Here is a 15,867-nt window from a genome sequence, read left to right as displayed (position 1 = left end):
TATTGCGGATATCTTCAATTTTACACAAAATTTCATATTGACACTTTTCGATTTGATGCATATAATAGTCATATCGAAAAATATAGATGTGAGGTGTTAATATGGAAAACTACTTAGAAAATACCAAAGTGTTTAAGGCGCTGGGTGACCCCAAAAGAGCTATGATTGTTGATATGCTCTCTTGCGGAGAGCTTTGTGCCTGCATGATTTTAGAGAAATTTGAAATGTCCCAATCTACGCTGTCCCACCACATGAAACTTCTATGTGAATGTGGGCTTGTAAAAGGCCGAAACGAGGGCAAATGGACGTATTACTCTTTGGATGAGGAAACCATCGGCAAAACAAAACAATTTTTCTGCTCCATCACCTCTGATAAGGAAAACTGCATCTGCAAAGAAGATACAGGCTGCTGCAAAGGATGTGATGATAATGAATAAGGAGAAAAACACTGGTATCGGCTTTTTTGAAAAATACCTGACCATTTGGGTGCTGATCTGTATGGCGGCGGGAATTTTAATCGGCAAGTTCCTGCCAGGTATCCCTGAATTCTTAAGCCGCTTTGAGTACGCACAAATATCCATTCCGATTGCTGTACTCATTTGGGTGATGATTTACCCCATGATGATGAAAGTGGATTTTCAGTCCATCAAAAATGTACGCAACAATCCGCAGGGGCTTCTTATATCCAGCGGAACAAGCTGGCTGATTAAACCATTTCTCATGTTTGGTCTTGCCTCCTTTTTTTTCTACGTTGTTTTTAAGACATTCATACCGACCGAGCTTGCACAAAGCTATGTCGCCGGAGCCGTCTTGCTGGGTGCAGCCCCCTGCACCGCAATGGTATTTGTTTGGAGTAATCTGACCAAAGGCGACCCTGCTCATACCTTAGTGCAGGTGGCAGTGAATGACCTGATTATCCTCGTGGCATTTGTCCCGATTGTATCCTTTCTGCTGGGTGTGACAAATATTTTCGTGCCGTGGGATACACTCATTCTTTCCATTGTTCTATTTGTTGTCGTTCCTCTTGTGGGCGGTTTTCTTACCCGATATTTCATGGTAAAAAACAAAGGCGAGGAATATTTCACGCAAAGGTTTATCCCTAAATTTGATAATGTGACAACTGTTGGACTTCTCCTGACATTGGTTATCATCTTTTCTTTTCAAGGAGATGCCATACTGGAAAACCCCTTACATGTCCTTTTGATTGCTATTCCGCTGATCCTGCAAAATGTCCTCACTGCCGCCTTTGCCTATTGGATGTGCAAGATAACAAAGCAGCCCCATAATGTTGCGGCTCCTGCCGCACTCATTGGTGCATCGGACTTTTTTGAACTGTCGGTGGCTGTCGCTATCGCACTGTTCGGGCCGACTTCCCCGGTGGTGCTGGTCTGTACCGTTGGCGTTCTGACAGAAGTGCCGGTTATGCTCTTGCTTGTAAGGTTTGTCAATAAAACGAAAGGCTGGTTTCCTCAAAATGAATTACAAAATTAGAGAAATGCAAAAAGGCGACTGGAAATCAGTCAGCGAAATCTACCAGCAAGGTATGGATACCAACCTTGCAACATTTCAAACGGAATGCCCCACTAATGAAGAATTTGACCAGTCCCATATCAAGCAATGCCGCTTTGTAATAACCGATGGTGATGTCATTGCCGGTTGGGCAGCATTAACTCCTGTGTCAAGCCGCTGTGTCTATCGTGGCGTGGCGGAAGTCAGTATTTACATCCATGATACCCATAGAGGAAAAGGTGCAGGGAACCAACTACTGAACTTTCTGTCAAAGCAATCTGAAAAAGATGGTATCTGGACACTGCAATCGGGAATTATGGCTGACAACAAAGCAAGCATTCGTTTGCATGAAAAATGCGGATTCCGTCAAGTGGGATTCCGTGAACGAATTGGGCAAGACCGTTTTGGACAGTGGCGTAATACCGTTCTTATGGAACGAAGAAGCAATTTAATATAATCATATATAAGGAGAGACTTATCATGAAAAAAATGCAAATATTTGAACCTGCCATGTGCTGTGACACCGGCCTTTGCGGTGTGAGTGTTGACCCGGAGCTGCTCCGCATTTCTACTGTTTTAAATGCATTGAAAAAGAACGGAGTGGCAGTTGACCGCTTTAATCTAAGCGGTGCGCCGATGGCTTTTGTCAATAACAAAACGATCAACGACTTTATCAACGAAAAAGGTGTTGAGGAACTGCCCGCTGTTATGATCGATGAAAAAATCGTGATGACAGGCCGCTATCCAACCAATGAGGAGCTTGTTTCTTTGCTGGAGGTTCCCACGAGCTATTTGACCGAAGCAAAATCCGCAAAGCAAGGCGGTTGCTGCTGTTCTGACGGGAACTGCTGCTAAAAGAAAGGAGGTTCCTCAATGCAAATCTTTGACCCAAACAAAATCACCTTAACGAAATACTTGTTTTACACAGGTAAAGGTGGTGTCGGGAAAACATCTGTAGCGTGTGCAACGGCGGTAAATCTTGCGGATAGTGGCAAAAAGGTTCTTCTTGTCAGTACAGACCCGGCCTCCAACTTGCAGGATGTGTTTAACACCCCGCTTACAGGGAAAGCCACGCCCATTGCAGAGGTAGCCAATCTTGATGTAGCCAACCTTGACCCTATGCAGGCAGCGGCAGAATACAGGGAAAGCGTGCTTGCGCCTTATCGTGGTAAGCTTCCGGAATCAGTCCTCGCTAATATGGAAGAACAGCTTTCTGGTTCCTGCACAGTGGAGATTGCCGCTTTCAATGAATTTTCCAACTTCATTACCAATAAAGAGATGGAGGAAAAATACGACCATATTCTTTTCGATACCGCGCCGACCGGGCATACACTTAGAATGTTGCAGCTTCCCTCTGCGTGGAGCAATTTCATCAGCGAAAGTACACATGGTGCCTCTTGTTTGGGACAGTTATCCGGGCTTGAAAGTAAAAAGGAAATGTATAAAGCTGCGGTTGAAACACTGACAGACGGCGCACAAACAACCTTAATTCTTGTAACCCGCCCCGAAACAGCCCCCCTCAAAGAAATAGAGCGGGCTTCTCACGAATTAGCGGAGCTTGGCGTACTCAATCAGGCTATGGTAATCAATGGCGTATTGGCTGATTATGATGATACCATTTCTAAAAGTCTTTTTGATAAACAGGAAAATGCCCTTGCAAATATGCCAAAACCGTTACAGGCAATCAATGCCTACATGGTTCCCTTGAGGGCATACAACATTACAGGTATGGAGAATGTCAGGTCACTGCTCACAAAGAATAGCTATGTCATCAGCGATGAGACCATCAAAGCAAAGAGCATTCCTCAGCTAAAGGATGTAATTGATGACTTATATCATAGCGGTAAAAAAGTCGTTTTCACAATGGGCAAGGGAGGTGTTGGCAAAACCACACTTGCCGCCGCTATTGCCTTAGGGCTTTCTGAAAAGGGTAAAAAGGTGCATTTAACCACTACTGACCCAGCAGCACACTTAAAATTTGTTCTCGATGAAAACAGCGGCATTACCATGAGCCATATTGACGAGCATAAGGAACTGGCACGCTATCAGGAGGAAGTTATAACAAAGGCACGGGAAACCATGTCGGAAGAAGATATTGCCTATATCGAAGAAGATCTGCGTTCTCCTTGTACACAAGAAATTGCCGTATTCAGAGCTTTTGCGGAAGTTGTAGAGCGTGCCGAAAATGAAATTGTTGTCATTGATACCGCACCTACAGGGCATACACTTCTGCTATTGGATTCTACATTGAGCTATCATAAAGAGGTTCAGAGGACACAAGGCAATATCCCCGATTCCGTAAGAAAGCTGTTGCCACGTCTGCGAAGTGCTGAAACAGCAGTCGTTATTGTAGCCTTGCCTGAAACTACCCCAGTTTACGAAGCATTACGTCTGGAAGAAGACTTGAAACGTGCCAATATTGCTACAAAGTGGTGGCTTGTGAATACTTCTCTTTATCATACAAAAACAACAAACGCCCTGTTAGCTGCAAAAGCCAGCAATGAAATTCCGTGGATAAACAAGATAGCGGAACATACAAGTGGAAATTTTGCTTTAATCGCTTGGCACGCAGATGATATAAAGGGAGATAAGCTAAGAGAGCTATAAAAAGGGAGGTCTTTCATGAATAAGGAAATAAACAAACCCAAGGTGGCATTTATTTGTGTTCACAACTCTTGCCGAAGCCAAATTGCGGAAGCACTCGGTAAACACCTTGCCACTGATGTGTTTGAAAGCTATTCGGCTGGAACAGAAACAAAGCCACAGATCAATCAGGACGCTGTTCGATTAATGAAACAGCTTTACGGCATTGATATGGAGAAAACACAGCGTTCCAAGCTGCTTTCCTCAATTCCTCCAGTAGATATTGTTATTACTATGGGCTGCAATGTTCAGTGTCCTTTTTTACCCTGCAAGCACCGAGAGGATTGGGGACTTGATGATCCGACCGGCAAATGTGATGACGAGTTTATTGCGGTCATACACGACATTGGCCAGCACATAAAAAATCTTAAAACAAGAATCGAAACAGGTTCCCTTTAAGGAATAACCGAAATACAATTACTGCGTACAGGATAGCTACATAGATAAGCTACCCTGTACGTTTATCTTTTACTCATTCAAAATAACCCATCGTTCCCCATCGAAATCCTCAAACTTTTCGGTCGTGACGTTCTGCTCGAAGTAAACCGCAAGGATGCGCTTGATGTCCTCTTTGTCCGCTCGCTTTACGGAAAATCCCTGCTCTTTCAAGGACTTCTCTATGCGTGACAGGTACGGGAGCACCTCTTTTTCTTTTTCATTCCGCAGGCGAATCAGGATTAAAAACTCCCTTGCTGTCGCCATCTGCACCTGTATCCGGTCAAGGAAGGACAGGTCTTTTTCGAGGAGCTTTCGCACCACCGGGTTCTGTTCCTGCTCTATGCGGCTGCGGAGAAAACGCTTGTTGTCCTCGAAGTTTTCCCGGCTGTTTAAGCACAAAATCTCGATTTCGGCGATTCCTTTGAGAACAGTCATCAGAGCATAGATGCGGGTGCTGATGCTGGCCTCAGACAGCACCGATATGTTGCTGGGCTTAATGATGAAATACACCAGTTCTCCGTGACCATAGGTCTGTAGGCTGTACTCGGTGATTTCCTTGGTACCGATAAGCTGCCGGGTGGAGGCTCTTTTTTTGGCTTCTGCCTTATCGTTCCTGCGCATTGGGCGTGTACCTCCATTCATAGAATTGCTGCTTGGTGATAAAAAAGGCACAGGCATACCGGAGAAAATCCAGAATGCTTGTGTCCTCAAAGCGGATGGCTAAAAAGGCATAAACGGCGGTCAGCACGATGGGTGGCACAAATCCCAGCTGGGAAATCGCAAGCACAGAGATAAGCAGCGCCACACCGATGATGCCGATATCCCGCAGCTGCCACAGCCATAGGGTTGCTTTTGCTCTTAAGTGATCGGGGTAAATATGCATGAGGCACCTCCCTTACATCCGCATGGAAAAACCGGAGCCTTGATTCAGCTCCGGTTCCATTTCTTTTGCGGCATAGCGTACATTGGGAGAATAACACGATTCATTCAGCTGATTGGCGTAGCTTTCAGCCTGTTCCATCGTGTCAAACTCCATCGGCTTGCCGCCATGCTTGCACCAGCTTTGAGCGGCTCCGCACACCGAACCGGCACTGCGCATCGCCCACACACCATATTTCTTTTCCATAGTAAAACCTCCTTGGATTTGTTCTGCGGATATCTCCCGGACAGGAATACCCAGCTTTTTGGCTTCTCTAAGCTCCATCGTCATGCCGGTGGAAATCCGGCTGCCGCAGAGCCACAACTCATCGCAGGCCTCCAGCACACGATGCCCCATGTGAAAACCGGATTCTCTCTGGACGGGGTCATTGTCATCCAAAAACTGCGGGTACAGAAGATGAACAGCTACCGGCGTACAATTCTGCTCCATTGCATACCGGCAGGCCGCCTTTGCAAATTCCACATTCTTTTGTATGTCCCCGGCATAGGGTGAGGCGATATAGACCAGCTTGTTCTCGCTCATTTCGCCACCGCCTGTACTACCGTCTTGGTCATATTCACCGCAGTCTGCGCCGCATACACCGTACTCATGAGGTTGGCTTTGGTGCTGGTATCCAGTCCGAACTGTCCGGCAATGCGGGGGATTTCTCCAGCTGCCAGCATCAGGCCAAGCCCCAGCAGGGCATGGTCTTTTACTACCATCAGTCCGGCAATCAGCACCGTTGCCTGCAAAAACGCCGTAAGGCACAGGCCGATGACCTGTTTGCACCATGACACAAAGCCGTCAATATAGCCACGGGGAACACTGAACATATATAAACTTCCTACAGCGATCTGGATGAGCAGGATGCCGCCCCTCTTGAGGTTGGCGAAGAACACTTTAATCACCGCATAGCCCATCAGTATGAGAATAAAAATCATCATGATCGGGCTTGTAATAGCAGATAAGCCTCCGAACACACTGCTGGTCATGGCCTGCTCCAGATTTCCCGCATCCTGTAGCGATGCAATGATGCCTTGGGCTACTGTGCCGAAGTCGGTTCCAAGACCGGTAATCCCGGCAGTGAAGCTGCCCTGCAAAGACACCGACAGCTTATACAGCTCCACCGGAACCGTGGTGAACAGCCCCACGGCCATAAAACCCTTGATGGCGTTGAGGGCGGTATCCTTAATGCTGCCTCTGCCGGACTGAGACTCAATCCCGCATTCAAAGGCAACTACCACAAGACCAACACCGTATAACGCCCATGCCAGATAGGAAAAGAACAGCACAATAGACTGCACCCAGTTCATTTCGAACAGGTCTGCTCCCATGTTTCCCATCTGCATAAAAAAGTCGCCGAGGAAGCCCACGATCTGACCGTAGATCCAATCTACAATCTGACCGAGGACAGTGTCGGCGACAAAATCCCATATGAACATTTGAAGTTATCACTCCTTTCCGTGTGAAAACAAACTGCTTATGGTAAAATGAATTTGGTACCAATAAAAAAGAGCATACACAGTCAAGCGGCATCCCTTTGAGCTGTGGTATTCTATGGTCAAAGGAGGTGCTTATCATGCACGCATGGGAACAAATACAGGAAACCATAGAATTTATTGAAGAACATTTAGGCGAGGAATTAAATATTGACAGCCTCGCAAAGATGGCAGCACTGTCGCCTTTTTACTATCAGCGCCTGTTCAGCCGTTTGGTTAAAAAGCCGGTTGCTGAGTACGTTAAGCTGCGCCGTATGGCAAAGGCAGCCGAAGCACTGCTGCAAAAAGAACAACGTATTTTGGATATTGCATTGGAGCTTGGTTTTTCCTCTCACGAACACTTTACCCGTACCTTTAAGGATACCTTTGGTATGACACCGGAGGAATATCGCAAAAATCCGCAAACGCTCAATCATATGACCAAGCCGGAGTTTCTGCTTCACTACACCTTAATTGATGAAGGGGTACCGCTCATCACCGATGGCATTGTTCTGGAAATAAACCGAAGAGAAATTGCGGAACCGATTTGTTTTATCGGTGCTAAACAGGATGTGCCCATTCAGCATTTGGATGGATTGGGAACAGAATCTGGCATTGATCCGCTGGATGCCCTTTGGAAAAGCTTCCATAAACAGAAGCAAACAGTACTTGGTCTTTCTGAGGATGCTGAAGAAGTCGGTGTAACTTTGCCATCTTTAGAAGAAGGGTATTTTAGCTATTTTGCAGGGGCAAAGTCAAAAGCGGGAGAGGCTCCGGACGAGTTCATGAGCTGGCAACTGCCAGTTGGAGAATATATCGTCTGCTCCTTTGAAGCTGAAAATTTTGAAGCACTTGTTATGGACGCAATTTATAAAGCACAGCAATATATTTACAACACATGGCTGCCAAATCACAAACTACAAACAGAAGCATTTTGTGCGGAGCGATATGCAAGCCATTCGCCTGAAACCACAAGCATGGAAATTTGGCTCAAGCTAAAAAAGTAGATTTGCGCACATTGCACCGGGCAGCCGTGAAAGCTGCCCGGTGCTTTTCTTTTTCTGATTTATGACTTGACAATCCGCTTGTTCAGAGCTTTAATACCACACAACGGAGGCCGCCGAAATAATTTCAAAGGAGGTATTTGTGTGGCAGATTACAAAAAGCTCTACTATAAAATGTTTAACGCAGCAACTGATGCCGAGAAGCTCATTTCTCAGGCTGCTTGTATTATGCGCACCGCCCTGCAGGAGTGCGAGGAAACATATATGGATTCAGATGAAACCCCGCTGCGCCTGACAGATAAGCCGGAGGAGTAAAACTCTGCGACTCCTATGCTACATCCCCAGCACCTGCCAGAGTATCCTTGCATAAGGGTGGTGAACGGACTTTTTTCATAGTATCTGTGTCCTTTCCATTGTTCATATTTGTTTGATTGAAAGTTCCGATTTACTATGGTAAACTCACTTTATATATCTACCGTGTAAAACTTTTGTGAAACGGTAGCATGGGAAATTAACGCTCGGTGAGCAAGTTTATATAATGTGCGAGGTGGTGCAATAAATGTTTAATGAAATTTGTATCTATGAGGCAAAGATTGAAAAGCAAGAGGAAATTGAGCAACTTATGAAAGAGGTTGCCGCCTTTTATATGGAGCAGGATGGTGTTATTGAAGTTAGATATATCAAACGCACCCACCGCCAAACAGATTTTAATGCCGTTAAAGAAGGGGCATTGCCTGTTCGCCTCACACGCAATGTAGGCAAAGTCACTTATGTTTTACATTAGACTGTTAGAGATGAAGAAACTCACGCAAGGGTGTCAAAGTTAGGGTTAGAGCATTTTTACAAGCGGTGGAACAGATGCTTAACCACTATGCCAAAAATTATTTTGGGTGAAAACATTGTGTAAGGGTATGAGCACACCCTCTGTTAGTGTTTAACTTCACCTACACAATAAAATCTGACTTATCACGAAATTGAGCCGTTGCATCTAACTTGACGCGACGGCTCTTGCTTTGTCTACATGCCAAGAATAGTCCAGTCAATCCTTGCAAAAGGATGGTGAACGGACTTTTTTGATAGTAACTGTGTCCTTTCCATTATTCATATTTGTTTGATTGAAAATCCTGCTTTACTATGGTAAAATCATTCCATACCTACCGAGTAATTTTTTTAAACGGTAGTTCAGAAATTCAATGCTTGATGAGCGAATTTATACTTGCTTGATTCGCATTAGATGGATAAGACTAATAAAAATTATAAAAGTAAGGAGGGAACGATTTGATTATCAAAAATGACAAACAATTCAATATGTTTCCCTCCCATGTGGGGCTGAGAAAATACATTCAATATTACAACATCGTATTTCCATCGAATGAGACATTTACAGCACAATATACGCTTATGCCTAACGCTTGCGGAACATTGTCGCTTGCTTTTAACGGAAACGCAGTCATTGCTGAACTGTGGGGAGCATCTTTAACTCCTGTTTTGTTAGGAATGGAACCAAATAGTTATCATGTTCTGCTACTTATCCAGCTTTCGCCCTATGGTTTGTATCAAATCACCCGTCAAAGTCAAGCGGAGTTTGCAGATAAACGACTTTCGCTTACGGATATTGATAATGAGCTGTTTCATTCGCTGCATCAGGCTTTTGTAGCATCAAAAACTGTATCCAATTTGGTAAATACTTGTGAAAAGGTTTTATACCGACGCATGGAAAAGCACGTTGTTTCGGACTCTTTGCTGTTGGCAACTAAAGTAATTTCTGATAATTATGGACAAATACAAGTGAAAGAAGTTGCCAGACAATCCCATTATAGTGAGCGACAATTAAACCGATTATTTCTTGCACAAATCGGAATGAATATTAAAAACTATGCACGCTTAACTCGCTTTAATTACGTATTAAAGCACATTCAAACATCGCCTTGCTTTTTTGCGGCATTATCGCAACAAGCCGGATATTTTGACCAAGCCCATTTTGATAAAGATTTCAAGGCTATCAGTGGTGTTACCCCTCAAAAGTATCTGAAAACAATGTCGGATTTTTACTATGACGGAACGGAGATATATAATACAATATCCTCAAAGGAGGATTGAAAAATGAAATATCAAGGTTGTCTTTTAGCGGTTAAGGATATAGCCGCCTCTAAACACTTTTATGAAAAGGTACTTCATCAAAATGCGGTAATGGATATTGGCGTACATGTGACATTTGAGGGCTTTTCACTGCAACAAGGATATGCCGAACTCGTCGGTGTGTCAGTCGATAGCGTGAAAGAGCAGTCACATAACTTTCAAGTCTATTTTGAAGTAGACGATTTGGACAAGGTGTATGCCGAAATGAAAAGCATATCCAGTTTGCAATGGATACACGAAATCAAAGAATACCCGTGGGGGCAGCGTGATGTTCGGGTATATGACCCCGACAAGCACATTGTAGAAATTGCAGAGGATATGACCACGGTTATCAAACGCTTTTTTAAGCAAGGTATGTCGGCAGAAGAAGTTGCTACACGCACAATGTTTCCTCTTGAGGTTGTAAAACAGTATGCGTTAGGCTTTGGTATGTGATACACGGCGGCTTTGGTAAATCAAAGCCGCTATTTTATTCCAAACAAGATCGGAGGAGACGGGCAATGAGTAAATATGAGCCGCTTTGGAAGGCGATAGGTCGACGCACGGAAAACAGCTTCACGCTGACCTATGCCGAGATTGAACAGATTCTGGGATTTCCTATCGACCATGCCTTTTTAACCTTTAAGAAGGAGCTGCCCGCCTACTGCTACGAGGTGGGTAAGATCTCCATGAAGGCACAGACGGTGACGTTCAAACGCTGCGTTTGACAATCGGCTGCGTATCTGCCATCATCGGCTTCACCCATCCAAGAGGAGGAACACTATGAACTGGGAACCATGGACAGGCTGTTACAAATTAAGTGATGGCTGTACAAATTGCTATTTTTATGGGCCGTATGCAAAACGCTATGGTCAAAGCACAATACAAAAAACAGATAAATTTGATTGGCCTGCAAGGAAAAGTGCAAAGGGCGAATACAATATCAAAGGAAACAAAATTCTTGCAACCTGCTTTGCGACTGACTTTTTCCTACCAGAAGCGGATGAATGGCGTAAAGAGGCTTGGGCAATCATCAAGGAAAGAACAGATATTGATTTTTTGATTTTGACAAAGCGAATTGACCGATTTCCCCAATCGCTTCCGTCTGATTGGGGTACAGGCTATGACAATGTGAATATTGGCTGTACTGTCGAAAATCAAACACTCGCCGATTACAGGCTTCCGCTCTTTTTATCCTATCCGATAAAAAGGCGTTTTATTGCCTGCGCTCCACTTTTAGAAGCGATAGATTTAACACCATATCTTGATGGCATAGACCATGTTACCGTTGGCGGCGAAACAGGACGAGAAGCCCGTTTGTGTGATTATGATTGGGTGCTTAATATCCGTGAACAATGCGCAAAAGCAGATGTAACATTTTGGTTCAAAAATACAGGCTCACTTTTCAAACGTGACGGTGTAGCGGAAAAGATAAATCCATTTAAGCAAACCAGTGTGGCAAAAGAGCTCAGTATTGATATTTCAGATGGGAATAGATTGTTTTGATAAAATGCCATAGTGTAAAGCATTATTGCCTATTTTACTTCATGAATGTTCTGAACAAACCAAATGAGCAAACCCTCTGTTGGTGACTAAGTTCACCCACACAATCAAATCTGACTTACCACAAAATTGAGCCGTTGCACCTTACTTTGATGCAACGGCCCTTGCTGTATCTACATGCCCAATATAGTCCAGATGTATAACGGGGCTGTTAATGTGAACACCAAGCAGGCAAACAGGATTGCCGGTGCCGCCCACTCGAACTGACCATGTTTGCGATAATCAAAATAAGCCGTGCCTAATTTGGCAAAGAAAAACACCGCCAGAATCAGGTCAATGGCGGGAAATACCACCTTGTTGACCACGGTTTTAATCTGTTGGGAGGCCGTTGTCCACGTTCCCTCAATGGCTCCAGCTACATCCCCGGTTCCCGCTGCATAGGCCGTTGTACTGAACATCAGGCACAGCAGTAAGCTTACGCACAGGAGCATTGCAATTCGTTTCGATTTCATTGATTTTCCACCTTTCATCATAGGGTTGAAAACAGCAAAACCGCAGCTTTCGATTGGCTGCGGTCTTGTTTTTTTCTCTGTTTTTAATGGGGTTTCTGCGGTGCAATATGCCAGTCCGTCCATAAATTATCCCGGATGGTGACGCTGTCCGTGAGATTCATAGAAAGCATTCCGGCGGGTGACCAGCTGTCTATCAGCCATGTGTACGGGGTATAGCTTCCGTCCGGGAACCAGATGGGTGAAAAATGCGTCCTGCGGCTATAAGTGCTGTAGGGATTCTTCTGAAACTCAAACCGGGTGCTGTAGCCGGAAGTCATTCGCTCCAGTAGCCTCCAGTAGGTCTGATACCCGAATTCCGGGAAGTAGGTCACCGCCGTCTGCGCCCCGGTTACCGCCGAGGACTGATTGGTGCTGACTTTGGCAGAAACCGTTTCATTGATGCCATAGCCGGACTTCATGTTTTTTCCGCTGGCGGTAGGACTTTTGTCATCGGGCTTAATTGCCATGCTTGCCGACAGGCTGGCCTGATAGCGGTCAAGGTCAAACATCCACCAGCCTTCGTCTACCCATTCACCGTCATCCTCCCAATGACCGCCTCCGTCACCATCGCTGTACCAGTTCCAGTCACTGTGCCATACCCAATGCTCCTGCCACCAAGGTCGCCATATTGTCCAGCTTGCAGAGGTTTGCTGCGGATTATTGGGAACAGCCGATCTTCTAAAGCTGTCATTGCGATCATCGGCTACGGGGTTGGGCGGTGGATTCTTGTTCAGGTCAACGATGTTGACGTTGATTGTCGCCTTGCTGGAGCTGCCGCCACCGGACACAGAAACCGTAATTGTCATATGCTGTGGAGTATTCGGCGTTGTCCAGCGTATCCATGCCAGCTGGCTGTCGCCATCGGGATAGTAGATGTTGCTGACCTTGTGGCTCCTGCCGTTCACATAAAAGGTTGCCGATACCGGATGATCCGGATCGCTCTGACCGCCGCTGACGGTAATCGCTGTGATGACCTCTGTATTTACCCGGTATTCGTAGTCATACACGAAAACCTCCGGAGGTTCGGCAGGCTTATCCTTAAACCGCACGATACCAAGACCAAGGGAGGACTTGATTTCCGCATTGGAAGCTGCCTTGCTTCGGCTTCCCGACCATGCCGGATAGCCGAGATCCGCCACCTCCAAGAACATGGCCAGTGGCAGGTTCTTATGGGATAGGGATACCATTCTCTTTCGCAAAAGACCGCCGACCTGTTCGTCATACATGGCAGCTTCTGTGGCTGTGGTGGCAATCATCACGCCCTCAAATTTGTAATAGGCGATTGGCTCCAGAAGTAACTTGTACTTGCCACCGATTAACACATCAAAGTCCATTCCAGTGAGACCGGCGATGCTTCTAATTACCTGTTCATCAGTAAAATAGCTTTTGATGGCGGCAATGTTGTTTGAACCATTAGTGCTAATGATTTTGGGCAGAGCTTGTGCAGGGTTGGTATAGGTATAATTTTTCATGCTTGGAGTTAATCCTGAACCACTATTATATTGCAGCTTAGAAACTTTATTGAAATGTCCAATTCCATTTGGTTTCTTGTTGGTCAGGTCAATAGGAGTCGTGACAACAGAACAATCTGAAGCCCGAACCACCGTCACCCGAACACCCTCGTTGCCCGGAGTCCACGAGTTGGTGCTGGTACCATCGCCCATACCGCCGCCACCTCCATCTACGTTTCCATCCCCGACTGCATAAGCTGGTACAGCACACAGGGAGGAACATAACACGGCAAGCACGAGAAAAACACTAAAAATCCGCTTCATATAGCGCCTCCTTTGCAAAAGAAAAAGCACAGCATTTCTGCTGTGCAATTCCTTAAAATCTTCTATATCTAATTCATGTCACCGATCTTGTTGCCATTTTCATACATATCATCGGCTGTTGTTCCATGCGCATCACCTGTACCATCAACCCAGCCAAATCCGGGGAAGTAAGTTTGACCTTTATCGTTAGTTTCGCCACCCTGCGGCTTGCTTTCAGCAGCCGGTTTCTTTTCCGTATCCTCCGGCTTGTATTCCGGCGGCTTGGATGGGTTCGTGGTATCCGCATCCTTTGGCAGCTCAGGCTTTGCGGGAGCTTCCGGTTTTACCGGATCGGGCTGGAGCTTCTGCTCCGGCAGATCGGTTTGGGGCGGCAGCGTTTCCGAGCTTTCCGGCTCCGATGCAGGCTGCGGAGAAACTACCACCTCTTTTTTCTCTGTCTTATCTTGTATATCAGGAGCCACATCCGAAGAGCTGACCGGTTCCTGTGAGGAAGCATCCGGCATTACGGGTTCCTTAGCAAACCGCATTCCGATAGCAGCCACCAGTGCTATTCAGATAACAGTAGCACCCGCAATGGCGAGCCTCCTTTTGGTTTTATCACTCATATAAACAACCTCCTTTGAGAAGTGTAAAATGTTACCTCTTTGTATTTCTCACCATACTACATATTTTTTCGGAAGTCCAGACAATTTCCCGAACAGTTAAAACACCTCGGTGTATCCCGCCTGAACCTTGAGTTTTATCTTCATGGGAGCCAGCTCCTTGCCACCGAAATACACCGGAACCTCCAGCCAGATTACCGCATCCGCTTCAAAGCGCTGTGCGTTTTTGGGGGAGGAAGGAGCCAGCAGCGCATTGCGGATCGTGACATCCAAGCCGGAAAGCCTGTATTCCAAAGCATCCCCGGTATACTTCACATGGCTGCTGCCCACAGCTTCCATACCGAGGACACTGTCCATGTAACCGTAAATATCGCCAGTGTTCACGCTGTAGGAAAAGGAGGAGCCGTCCGGCTGGTAGCCGCCGCTATAGCCCTCCCGGACACCGTGATACACATCGGCATAGTTGTCGTTAACTGTCACGATAATGGCATCCTCTAAGGCTTCCTTTACACCGGTGGCGATAATATTCAGCCGGAAAAACTCCATCACGCCGCACAGAATAATGACAAGTACCAGCGTAATGGCTACCACCAAGGGAAAGCCGTTCCCGGCCTTATCCTTGAATATTTGTTTTAGCTTGGTCATTTATGGTACACCTCGCTTTTCCCGGAGGCCTCCGAACGCAGGGTGATCGGGAACGAACCAAAACCGCCGAACAGCCCAATGTTTCTTTCTAAGGTCAGGGTCACGGTGATTTCCTGATTCAGCTGGATATTGCCGGTCTTTGACCATGAAATCCGGGGACTCAGCCCGGTCTGCTCGGTAAGAACTGCCGCACGGCGGCTGGTTTCACTGCCTACCCTGCCGGAGATTTCCGCTTCCCGGCACAGCTCGGTGGCATAGGTATCCATCTGGTTTTTAGCAATAAACACCGGCAGCACCTGTACCGCCAGCGCAATGACCAGCATAGCGCAAAGGACGAGGACGCACACATCAATATATCCCTCGCCACGCTTGGATTTTAAGAGCTTCAGCATAGCTTCACCCCCTGTTCAGGCGGGGCGGAGTCCTGCTCCATCTGTGGAAAATCGCTTAATATATGCCACACATTGTTGCTGTAATCAGAGCTGATGACCTCCTGATTCAAAAGCTCATCAGCGGTTACGAGCCTTGCGCACTCCGAAACACCGGGATGCCCGGTCACGCTCTTTCCCGACAGCAGCTCTTTTGCTGCTTCCGGCGTTAAAAAGACAAACCCGACCGGTGTCATCAGATCAAAGGACGCCTGCGGATATTTGATCAGCGTTTGTTGAACAATCACACTTTC

General features: G+C 46.1%; 23 protein-coding genes. 13 read left to right on the top strand and 10 right to left on the bottom strand.

Going from position 1 to position 15,867, the window contains the following annotated elements; all coding sequences use genetic code 11:
• Nucleotides 1-101 precede the first annotated feature (101 nt).
• Genes Ami103574_RS02855 through Ami103574_RS02830 form a run of 6 tightly spaced genes read left to right on the top strand, consistent with a single transcriptional unit; the run spans nt 102 to nt 4,551 of the window.
• Nucleotides 102-437 carry an ArsR/SmtB family transcription factor gene (locus Ami103574_RS02855; protein WP_024345932.1) on the top strand — a complete coding sequence of 112 codons (336 nt, stop codon included), beginning with the start codon at nt 102-104 and terminating at the stop codon, nt 435-437.
• A complete protein-coding gene (gene arsB, locus Ami103574_RS02850; RefSeq protein ID WP_132383310.1) occupies nt 430-1,491 on the top strand; it encodes an ACR3 family arsenite efflux transporter in 1,062 nt (353 codons plus the stop codon). The genes Ami103574_RS02855 and arsB overlap by 8 nt, the downstream gene beginning before the upstream one ends.
• Complete coding sequence (locus Ami103574_RS02845) at nt 1,475-1,966, top strand: GNAT family N-acetyltransferase (protein ID WP_132383311.1); 492 nt, start codon at nt 1,475-1,477, stop codon at nt 1,964-1,966. Before arsB ends, Ami103574_RS02845 begins: the two co-directional genes overlap by 17 nt.
• 23 nt (nt 1,967-1,989) lie before the next feature.
• A complete protein-coding gene (gene arsD, locus Ami103574_RS02840; protein ID WP_132383312.1) occupies nt 1,990-2,364 on the top strand; it encodes an arsenite efflux transporter metallochaperone ArsD in 375 nt (124 codons plus the stop codon).
• Between the two features lie 18 nt (nt 2,365-2,382).
• Nucleotides 2,383-4,116, top strand: coding sequence for an arsenical pump-driving ATPase (arsA, locus tag Ami103574_RS02835; protein WP_132383313.1), 1,734 nt, complete (start codon nt 2,383-2,385; stop codon nt 4,114-4,116).
• 15 nt (nt 4,117-4,131) lie between these two features.
• Nucleotides 4,132-4,551 carry an arsenate reductase ArsC gene (locus Ami103574_RS02830; RefSeq protein ID WP_132383315.1) on the top strand — a complete coding sequence of 140 codons (420 nt, stop codon included), beginning with the start codon at nt 4,132-4,134 and terminating at the stop codon, nt 4,549-4,551.
• A gap of 69 nt (nt 4,552-4,620) precedes the next feature.
• Here Ami103574_RS02830 and Ami103574_RS02825 read toward each other — a convergent pair whose 3' ends face one another.
• From Ami103574_RS02825 to Ami103574_RS02810, 4 genes are read right to left on the bottom strand one after another with little or no spacing between them, the layout of a single operon-like run.
• Nucleotides 4,621-5,211: a hypothetical protein gene (locus Ami103574_RS02825; RefSeq protein WP_132383317.1), complete on the bottom strand. Its 591-nt coding sequence runs from the start codon at nt 5,209-5,211 to the stop codon at nt 4,621-4,623.
• Nucleotides 5,195-5,473: a hypothetical protein gene (locus Ami103574_RS02820; RefSeq protein ID WP_132383319.1), complete on the bottom strand. Its 279-nt coding sequence runs from the start codon at nt 5,471-5,473 to the stop codon at nt 5,195-5,197. Before Ami103574_RS02820 ends, Ami103574_RS02825 begins: the two co-directional genes overlap by 17 nt.
• A 12-nt stretch (nt 5,474-5,485) precedes the next feature.
• Nucleotides 5,486-6,052, bottom strand: a complete 567-nt coding sequence (locus tag Ami103574_RS02815; RefSeq protein WP_132383321.1) for a DUF7768 domain-containing protein — start codon at nt 6,050-6,052, stop codon at nt 5,486-5,488.
• On the bottom strand, nt 6,049-6,951 hold the full coding sequence (locus Ami103574_RS02810; protein ID WP_132383323.1) for a conjugal transfer protein TrbL family protein: 903 nt from the start codon (nt 6,949-6,951) through the stop codon (nt 6,049-6,051). The genes Ami103574_RS02815 and Ami103574_RS02810 overlap by 4 nt, the downstream gene beginning before the upstream one ends.
• Before the next feature lie 137 nt (nt 6,952-7,088).
• Between Ami103574_RS02810 and Ami103574_RS02805 the strand changes: the two genes are divergently transcribed.
• From Ami103574_RS02805 to Ami103574_RS02780, 7 genes are all read left to right on the top strand, one after another.
• Nucleotides 7,089-7,994 (top strand): AraC family transcriptional regulator, encoded by a 906-nt coding sequence (locus Ami103574_RS02805; RefSeq protein WP_163065207.1) that lies wholly within the window; start codon nt 7,089-7,091, stop codon nt 7,992-7,994.
• Nucleotides 7,995-8,135: 141 nt separating this feature from the next.
• Nucleotides 8,136-8,306: a hypothetical protein gene (locus tag Ami103574_RS15650; RefSeq protein WP_165920956.1), complete on the top strand. Its 171-nt coding sequence runs from the start codon at nt 8,136-8,138 to the stop codon at nt 8,304-8,306.
• 244 nt (nt 8,307-8,550) lie between these two features.
• A complete protein-coding gene (locus Ami103574_RS15780) occupies nt 8,551-8,775 on the top strand; it encodes a hypothetical protein (protein WP_246213184.1) in 225 nt (74 codons plus the stop codon).
• Between the two features lie 494 nt (nt 8,776-9,269).
• Nucleotides 9,270-10,091 carry a helix-turn-helix domain-containing protein gene (locus Ami103574_RS02795; protein WP_132383325.1) on the top strand — a complete coding sequence of 274 codons (822 nt, stop codon included), beginning with the start codon at nt 9,270-9,272 and terminating at the stop codon, nt 10,089-10,091.
• Nucleotides 10,092-10,094: 3 nt separating this feature from the next.
• Nucleotides 10,095-10,565, top strand: a complete 471-nt coding sequence (locus Ami103574_RS02790) for a VOC family protein (protein WP_132383326.1) — start codon at nt 10,095-10,097, stop codon at nt 10,563-10,565.
• 65 nt (nt 10,566-10,630) lie between these two features.
• Nucleotides 10,631-10,837 (top strand): hypothetical protein, encoded by a 207-nt coding sequence (locus tag Ami103574_RS02785; protein WP_132383327.1) that lies wholly within the window; start codon nt 10,631-10,633, stop codon nt 10,835-10,837.
• Nucleotides 10,838-10,892: 55 nt separating this feature from the next.
• Entirely contained in the window at nt 10,893-11,615 is a 723-nt protein-coding gene (locus tag Ami103574_RS02780; protein ID WP_132383328.1) for a DUF5131 family protein, read from the top strand.
• A 170-nt stretch (nt 11,616-11,785) separates the two neighbouring features.
• On the opposite strand, the gene Ami103574_RS02775 is transcribed toward Ami103574_RS02780, so the two are convergent.
• The 6 genes from Ami103574_RS02775 to Ami103574_RS02750 all read right to left on the bottom strand — a co-directional run bounded on the left by Ami103574_RS02775 (nt 11,786) and on the right by Ami103574_RS02750 (nt 15,861).
• Nucleotides 11,786-12,124 carry a DUF3852 domain-containing protein gene (locus Ami103574_RS02775; protein ID WP_132383329.1) on the bottom strand — a complete coding sequence of 113 codons (339 nt, stop codon included), beginning with the start codon at nt 12,122-12,124 and terminating at the stop codon, nt 11,786-11,788.
• An 83-nt stretch (nt 12,125-12,207) separates the two neighbouring features.
• Nucleotides 12,208-13,938 carry a hypothetical protein gene (locus Ami103574_RS02770; protein ID WP_132383330.1) on the bottom strand — a complete coding sequence of 577 codons (1,731 nt, stop codon included), beginning with the start codon at nt 13,936-13,938 and terminating at the stop codon, nt 12,208-12,210.
• A gap of 68 nt (nt 13,939-14,006) precedes the next feature.
• Entirely contained in the window at nt 14,007-14,480 is a 474-nt protein-coding gene (locus tag Ami103574_RS02765; RefSeq protein ID WP_330587157.1) for a DUF6550 family protein, read from the bottom strand.
• A 159-nt stretch (nt 14,481-14,639) separates the two neighbouring features.
• Nucleotides 14,640-15,185, bottom strand: a complete 546-nt coding sequence (locus tag Ami103574_RS02760) for a hypothetical protein (protein ID WP_132383332.1) — start codon at nt 15,183-15,185, stop codon at nt 14,640-14,642.
• Nucleotides 15,182-15,577 carry a DUF4320 family protein gene (locus Ami103574_RS02755; protein ID WP_132383334.1) on the bottom strand — a complete coding sequence of 132 codons (396 nt, stop codon included), beginning with the start codon at nt 15,575-15,577 and terminating at the stop codon, nt 15,182-15,184. Before Ami103574_RS02755 ends, Ami103574_RS02760 begins: the two co-directional genes overlap by 4 nt.
• Nucleotides 15,571-15,861, bottom strand: coding sequence for a hypothetical protein (locus tag Ami103574_RS02750; protein ID WP_132383336.1), 291 nt, complete (start codon nt 15,859-15,861; stop codon nt 15,571-15,573). The genes Ami103574_RS02755 and Ami103574_RS02750 overlap by 7 nt, the downstream gene beginning before the upstream one ends.
• Nucleotides 15,862-15,867: the final 6 nt, after the last annotated feature.

This window comes from Aminipila butyrica (assembly GCF_010669305.1).
Lineage (GTDB): Bacteria > Bacillota > Clostridia > Peptostreptococcales > Anaerovoracaceae > Aminipila > Aminipila butyrica.
Note: the sequence above shows the minus strand (reverse complement) of the source record. Positions and strands in the feature narration are given on the sequence as shown.

Coding starts and splice junctions, on each gene's coding strand:
- Ami103574_RS02830 (WP_132383315.1), top strand. CDS start 4,132: ATGAATAAGGAAATAAACAAACCCAAGGTGGCATTTATTTGTGTTCAC.
- arsD (WP_132383312.1), top strand. CDS start 1,990: ATGAAAAAAATGCAAATATTTGAACCTGCCATGTGCTGTGACACCGGC.
- Ami103574_RS02810 (WP_132383323.1), bottom strand. CDS start 6,951: ATGTTCATATGGGATTTTGTCGCCGACACTGTCCTCGGTCAGATTGTA.
- Ami103574_RS02820 (WP_132383319.1), bottom strand. CDS start 5,473: ATGCATATTTACCCCGATCACTTAAGAGCAAAAGCAACCCTATGGCTG.
- Ami103574_RS15780 (WP_246213184.1), top strand. CDS start 8,551: ATGTTTAATGAAATTTGTATCTATGAGGCAAAGATTGAAAAGCAAGAG.
- Ami103574_RS02760 (WP_132383332.1), bottom strand. CDS start 15,185: ATGACCAAGCTAAAACAAATATTCAAGGATAAGGCCGGGAACGGCTTT.
- Ami103574_RS02790 (WP_132383326.1), top strand. CDS start 10,095: ATGAAATATCAAGGTTGTCTTTTAGCGGTTAAGGATATAGCCGCCTCT.
- Ami103574_RS02785 (WP_132383327.1), top strand. CDS start 10,631: ATGAGTAAATATGAGCCGCTTTGGAAGGCGATAGGTCGACGCACGGAA.
- Ami103574_RS02825 (WP_132383317.1), bottom strand. CDS start 5,211: ATGCGCAGGAACGATAAGGCAGAAGCCAAAAAAAGAGCCTCCACCCGG.
- arsB (WP_132383310.1), top strand. CDS start 430: ATGAATAAGGAGAAAAACACTGGTATCGGCTTTTTTGAAAAATACCTG.
- Ami103574_RS02815 (WP_132383321.1), bottom strand. CDS start 6,052: ATGAGCGAGAACAAGCTGGTCTATATCGCCTCACCCTATGCCGGGGAC.
- Ami103574_RS02780 (WP_132383328.1), top strand. CDS start 10,893: ATGAACTGGGAACCATGGACAGGCTGTTACAAATTAAGTGATGGCTGT.
- Ami103574_RS02770 (WP_132383330.1), bottom strand. CDS start 13,938: ATGAAGCGGATTTTTAGTGTTTTTCTCGTGCTTGCCGTGTTATGTTCC.
- Ami103574_RS02845 (WP_132383311.1), top strand. CDS start 1,475: ATGAATTACAAAATTAGAGAAATGCAAAAAGGCGACTGGAAATCAGTC.
- Ami103574_RS02775 (WP_132383329.1), bottom strand. CDS start 12,124: ATGAAATCGAAACGAATTGCAATGCTCCTGTGCGTAAGCTTACTGCTG.
- Ami103574_RS02805 (WP_163065207.1), top strand. CDS start 7,089: ATGCACGCATGGGAACAAATACAGGAAACCATAGAATTTATTGAAGAA.
- Ami103574_RS02855 (WP_024345932.1), top strand. CDS start 102: ATGGAAAACTACTTAGAAAATACCAAAGTGTTTAAGGCGCTGGGTGAC.
- Ami103574_RS02755 (WP_132383334.1), bottom strand. CDS start 15,577: ATGCTGAAGCTCTTAAAATCCAAGCGTGGCGAGGGATATATTGATGTG.
- arsA (WP_132383313.1), top strand. CDS start 2,383: ATGCAAATCTTTGACCCAAACAAAATCACCTTAACGAAATACTTGTTT.